A 5,539-nucleotide genomic window follows, 5' to 3' on the forward strand; every position below is an offset into this window, starting at 1 on the left:
CCATTGCCTTTTCTGATTGTTTAATGTTTTATATCTTTCAATTGAACAGCCATGAAAAGCAAAGATCAGAACAACAAAAGCAAAACACCTGATAATAAAGACTATAACCCCAACAAACCACAAGACAACACTCAACCTCAATTCAACAGTACCACAGACCGTAGAACCAGTAATGAGCTGCCACAGATCGAAAATTTAAATCAGGAAAATGACAAAAAAAATCTCATCAATGCTTCTGAAAAAGGCAGTAGTAGCCCTTCTACCCCCGAAAATGACGACTCTTTACATGGTAAAAAGTAAGCAAATACTTAATAATTGCCTGTTACACCCAATTCAAGTCCTCTTAATTCCGCTAAGCCCCGCAGTCTTCCTATGGCAGAATAGCCTGGGTTAGTCACTTTATTCAGATCGTCCAGCATCTGGTGTCCATGATCCGGACGGAAAGGAATTGGTGTATCTCGCAAGTGGTTTTCAGTCGTTACAGCCTTCATGATTTCGTACATATTGACGTCTCCGCCCAGGTGATCTGCTTCATAAAAATTGCCTTCATTATCTTTGGTCACATTTCTTAAGTGCAGAAAATATACCCGATCTTTAACTACATTAAAAATCTCCAGTAAATTGTTGGATACTCCAGCTCCTAAAGATCCCGTACAAAAACATACCCCATTAAAAGGCTGGTCTACGCTCGACAGGATATATTCAAAATCTGCCTTGGTACTGGCTATTCTTGGCAGGCCCAGGATCGGATAGGGAGGATCATCCGGGTGAATGGTCATTTTTACGCCTGTCTGTGTACAGACTTCAGCAATAGAATTTAAAAACCAGGTAAGGTTTTGTTTCAAACCCTCGGTTCCAATAACCTTGTATTCATCTATGCTGTTTTGTAATGCAGACAGTTCAATTTCCTTCTCATTGGGAATACCCATGAGCACATTGATCCGCAGTTCTTCTAACGCCTTTTGATCCATTTCATTAAAACGGGCCCGGGCTTTTGTAACGATAGCCGGATCATAGTCCTGCTCCGCTCCCGCTCTTTCTAAAATGAAAAGATCAAATACGGCCAGATCTGTCCAGTTAAAGTATAAGGCTTTGGACCCATCGGTCATCTCCAGATCCAATTGTGTGCGTGTCCAGTCTAAAACAGGCATAAAATTATAACAAACGGTTTTGATACCGCAGGCAGCCAGGTTTTTTAAGGTAGTTTTATAATTCTCTATATACAGCCCGGCATCTGCCCTACGTGTTTTAATGGCTTCATGAACAGGTACACTTTCTACAACAGACCATTGTAATCCTGCTGCTTCAATGATCGATTTTCTTTCTTCAATATCTTTTACTGGCCATACTTCACCATGAGGAATGTGATGTAGTGCCGTTACAATACCGGTTGCACCAGCTTGTTTTACATCCTGAAGGCTTACCGGATCTGCCGGACCATACCAGCGCCAGGTTTGTAGTAATTTATGTGGTTGAGTTCCCATATGTTCTTTTGAAACTCAATATTAATCAAATTTTGACTGCGCTGAAGGTCTAAATCCTAAATATTTACGGAAACGTTTCCGGCTAAACTTACAATGAACGTTTCCTTTTCTGATTCGAATCAGAGCTGACTTTAACTTAAGGAAGTAAGGCTCGATCCACCTTGATCCACTGTAAAAATATGGTTCACACCACATTTTAACGCAAAGTTGTTTCGCTGATGGCCTACCGGAAAGTCAAAGCAGACCGGGTAGTTATATTCTGCAATTTTTTCCATTACAATATCAACGATGGTTCTGCCAAATTCTTCTCCCGGGTCATCAGGTTTCAATTTAAAACCTCCAATAATAAGGCCTTTTAACCGGGCGAGTTTTCCTGTTCTTTTCAAATTCCAGAACATACGGTCTATTCCATATAGGTATTCGCCGGTATCCTCTACAAAAAGGATTTTTCCATCAGCATCTAAATCTGACTGACTTCCGGCCAGGGTTTCAATGATGCTTAAATTTCCACCTACAATCAAGCCTTCAGCTCTTCCTGGTCTATTCTTTTCATGCGGCGGACTGGTATATTTAAGGGCTTCTCCCGCTAATGCTTGCCGGATAGACAGAATAGTTTCGATTTGTATTGGTTCGGCCAGGCTCCAGTCGGCCGGAAAGCTGTTGCACATTTTGGAATGTAGCGAGGCGATCTTAAAATTCCTGCTCAAATGGCAATGTAATACAGTGATATCGCTAAATCCAATGATCCATTTGGGATGTTCAGTGAAGCTTTTAAAATCGATCTTATCGATAATCCGCACTGCCCCGTAACCTCCCCTGGCACACATGATGGCCTTTACTTGTATATCGTCCAGCATCTGTTGCAGATCTGCTGTCCTTTCCTGGTCTGTACCTCCGTAGGTAAAATCTCTGGCACCTACTGTTTTTCCAATTTTCACCTGGTATCCCCAGCTTTCCATCAGTTTAACCGAGGGCGCAATTTCCTCCTGGGTAATAAAACCAGCCGGACAAGTGATTCCGATGGTGTCGCCGGGTTTAAGATAAGGCGGGATACGATATTTGCCAGCGTTTAGGGGGGCATCAGAAGGGATTGGTGTGATTGCCCAACTCTTTACGGTGGATAGTGAAGCTCCGGCAAGGAGTGCTGAAGATAGAAAATGTTTACGGTCCATTTGCAAGATTTAGTACTTGCAAATTAGTATAAAAAATCAATATTACTCTTCGAGGACTGGACTCCTTGCCTCGCTGCGCCCTTGTGGCAAGGCGCCCTGAGGTCCTCTCTGAGTAATATTGATTTTTACATAGCGCCTAGCAAGAGGAGGAGTCTATAAAGGTTGAGCTTAGTAAGAAATGGGTGCGGGTTGTTTAGATCTTACATTGATAATGGTGCGGTTGATGTATGGAATTAATGCGATGACTAAAACAACAACCACTAGCAGAATGCTGATCAGGGTATAATAATCTACTGCTGATCTGATTTGTGCCTGAACATCAACAGACCTGCTGAGTAAACCAGTGGCAATTTTTGTTGCCTGATCTGCAGGGACGCCTTTTGCCATTAGCATTCTTTTGTAAGTTGCCAAGCGGTCTACGGCTACAGGATTGAGATTGGTCAGCTGCTCTTGAAAGCGGTTAACATGATTGGTTTTGTTATACAACTGATAAAAGTTAACCAGCGCGATACTGCTGCAAAATCCTAAGAACCTGAAAAATACACCTACAGCTGATGCTGTTCCTCCAAGATGTTCAGGAACAGAAGATATTGCAAATACGATAATTGGTGTCATCAGCATACCCGCCCCCATACCTTGTAAAATTAATGGAATAATAAATGTGGACGCGTCGGCTTGCGTATTAAAAAGAAATACCATCCAGGCATGATAAATCAACAGCAATACGAAGCCGTAAATCCAGATTAGGCGTACTGGCCTTTTAAGGATCAATAGTCTGGAAGAGATAAGAATGCTCAATATAATACCGATAATATTAGCCAGCATGATATAGGAAATATGATACGGGTCCATACCGAGTACATTGGCAAAATACAGGTTAGTTACGCCAAGGGCACCCCTAACGATGTACAATACAAAGATCAGACACATTCCTACCACATAATTGCGGTATTTAAACACTGCCATGTTCTGGCTGGGCCTTTTTAAATTCAACTGGCGGTATACATGGATAACCAGGAGCAACACAATGGCGATACAGCTTTTCCAAATCCGGTTGTCTTGTAGCCAGTAATACTGCTGCCCATATGCAAGCACATATCCAATAAGGCAGAGTACGGCAGCGTAGATTACAAAACTGGGCCAGTCAATCTGGTACAATGGGATTTTTTTATTGAGCCTCACCGCATTCATCATGCAAAGCAAAAGAATTGCTCCGGGGATATAACAGAACATAATTCCTTTGTACAAAAAATTATAGTCGTAATTATCTACTACTGGTGCAGTTAACAGGATAGAAACGGGTGTGATACAAAGCAACATGCCATAAAAAACGGAGTAACCTATTTCCCTTGCTCTTTCGCCTTGTAGCCTGCTAAAAATCAAAGTAATACAGATGCTCGTGGTCATACAATTGGCCATACCTTGTATAAACCTGAAAATGAACAATACCGGTAAACTATGGGTATGAAAACAAATATAGGAGGTTAATATTTGCAGGCCAACCCCAACAATAAAGTATTCCCGGCTGGCGATATATACGAAGAAACGTCTTTCAAGGGCAAAAAAACTTGCTACTGCGGCATAAAAGATGATCATCGAATACTGCACATCGGCAGGTTCGATTCCATAAAAACCCGCGGCTGCACCCGCATTTGCGGTTGAAAGCCCGAAGAGCAGCAAGCAGGGAAGAATGACCAGGAAGATGGTGATCTTAACCAACCAGTCTGGCACCCATGGCTTAAATACGGGGATGACCTGGCTCATTGATTTTTCGCAATCACTACGTTGGCATTCATACCCGCTCTGAGTTTATCAGTTACAGAAGCCGGGTCTGTTAATTTGATTTTTACAGGAATACGCTGTACCACCTTTACGAAATTTCCGGTAGAATTGTCTGGAGGAAGCAAAGAGAACCTTGCTCCTGTTGCCGGGGAAAGGGATACGATACTACCCTCGAATTTCTCTCCGGGAAAAGCATCTGTTTCGATGGTAACGCGGCCATTTAAATGCATCCCGGCGATTTGGGTTTCTTTAAAATTGGCAATCACCCATTTTCCAGCTTCCTGATCTACGATAAAAGCAAGAGTTTGTCCGGCCTGTATTAACTGACCTTCCTGTATGGTTCTTCTACCCATTTTCCCATTGTAAGGAGCAATAATCACCGTATAGCCAACATCCAGTTTATTCCTGTTCAGCAGAGCTTCTCTGCGTTTAATTTCCGCCAGATAAACATCTTTTTGAGACTTAATATCGTTCACTTTTGACATCGAGGCTTCATAACTGTTCAGGGCAGATTTATATTCTGCATTCGCCACATCTAAAGCTGCTTTGCTGTTTTCCAGTTGCTGAAGTGTAGCCGACTCCACTTTAAATAATTTGGAATAGCGGTCGTAGTCCTGCTGTTGTTTTAGGAGTTTGGCTTTAGCCGAGGCAATCTGAGACTGGCTGACACTCGCGATTTTGGATGTGGTTTGCTCATTGCTTTCCATCACTTTGATCTGCGCCTGTGCATTAAGCAACGCAGCCTCAGCTTCCTGTTCGCCCAATTTATATTCGCTGTTGTCGATCACCAGCAGGGTATCTCCTTTTTTAACGTCCTGGTTTTCTTCATATTTGATTTCCCTGATGTAACCGGTTACCCGTGAGGTGACAGGGTTAATATATTCCTCTACCTGTGCATCATTGGTTTCCTCATTTTTATAAAGATCCCAAAGTGAAATGCAGCCCCAAATCACCAAACAAAGCACAATAATGCCGGCAATCCAGGCAGTGACTTTAGTAATTAACTGATCTGTAGTTGTATAATTTTTATTCTTAGTTTCCATTTTAAAGATTGCCTATAGCTTTTTGTAATTGAAAATATTGTAACTGGGCTGCAATTTG

5 protein-coding genes are annotated in these 5,539 nt (G+C 42.2%); 1 reads left to right on the forward strand and 4 read right to left on the reverse strand.

The genetic code is table 11. The features are described from left to right. Window positions 1–51: 51 nt before the first annotated feature. The gene (locus DBR11_RS15300) at window positions 52–300 is read left to right on the forward strand and encodes a hypothetical protein (RefSeq protein WP_108553529.1); all 249 of its coding nucleotides are present in this window, start codon (window positions 52–54) and stop codon (window positions 298–300) included. Window positions 301–308: 8 nt separating this feature from the next. Here the strand turns inward: DBR11_RS15300 and uxuA are convergent, their stop codons facing one another. From uxuA to DBR11_RS15320, 4 genes are all read right to left on the reverse strand, one after another. After that, window positions 309–1,484, reverse strand: a complete 1,176-nt coding sequence (uxuA, locus tag DBR11_RS15305; protein WP_108553530.1) for a mannonate dehydratase — start codon at window positions 1,482–1,484, stop codon at window positions 309–311. A gap of 131 nt (window positions 1,485–1,615) precedes the next feature. Beyond that, window positions 1,616–2,656, reverse strand: coding sequence for an LD-carboxypeptidase (locus DBR11_RS15310; protein ID WP_108553531.1), 1,041 nt, complete (start codon window positions 2,654–2,656; stop codon window positions 1,616–1,618). Window positions 2,657–2,824: 168 nt separating this feature from the next. After that, window positions 2,825–4,420 (reverse strand): MFS transporter, encoded by a 1,596-nt coding sequence (locus tag DBR11_RS15315; RefSeq protein WP_108553532.1) that lies wholly within the window; start codon window positions 4,418–4,420, stop codon window positions 2,825–2,827. Continuing rightward, window positions 4,417–5,481 (reverse strand): HlyD family secretion protein, encoded by a 1,065-nt coding sequence (locus DBR11_RS15320; RefSeq protein WP_108553533.1) that lies wholly within the window; start codon window positions 5,479–5,481, stop codon window positions 4,417–4,419. The genes DBR11_RS15315 and DBR11_RS15320 overlap by 4 nt, the downstream gene beginning before the upstream one ends. Between the last annotated feature and the right edge of the window lie 58 nt (window positions 5,482–5,539).

This window comes from Pedobacter sp. HMWF019 (assembly GCF_003061025.1).
Taxonomy (GTDB): domain Bacteria; phylum Bacteroidota; class Bacteroidia; order Sphingobacteriales; family Sphingobacteriaceae; genus Pedobacter.

Excerpts from the sequence above, each read along its gene's own strand:
- DBR11_RS15300 (WP_108553529.1), top strand. The coding sequence starts at position 52 with ATGAAAAGCAAAGATCAGAACAACAAAAGCAAAACACCTGATAATAAA.
- uxuA (WP_108553530.1), bottom strand. The coding sequence starts at position 1,484 with ATGGGAACTCAACCACATAAATTACTACAAACCTGGCGCTGGTATGGT.
- DBR11_RS15310 (WP_108553531.1), bottom strand. The coding sequence starts at position 2,656 with ATGGACCGTAAACATTTTCTATCTTCAGCACTCCTTGCCGGAGCTTCA.
- DBR11_RS15315 (WP_108553532.1), bottom strand. The coding sequence starts at position 4,420 with ATGAGCCAGGTCATCCCCGTATTTAAGCCATGGGTGCCAGACTGGTTG.
- DBR11_RS15320 (WP_108553533.1), bottom strand. The coding sequence starts at position 5,481 with ATGGAAACTAAGAATAAAAATTATACAACTACAGATCAGTTAATTACT.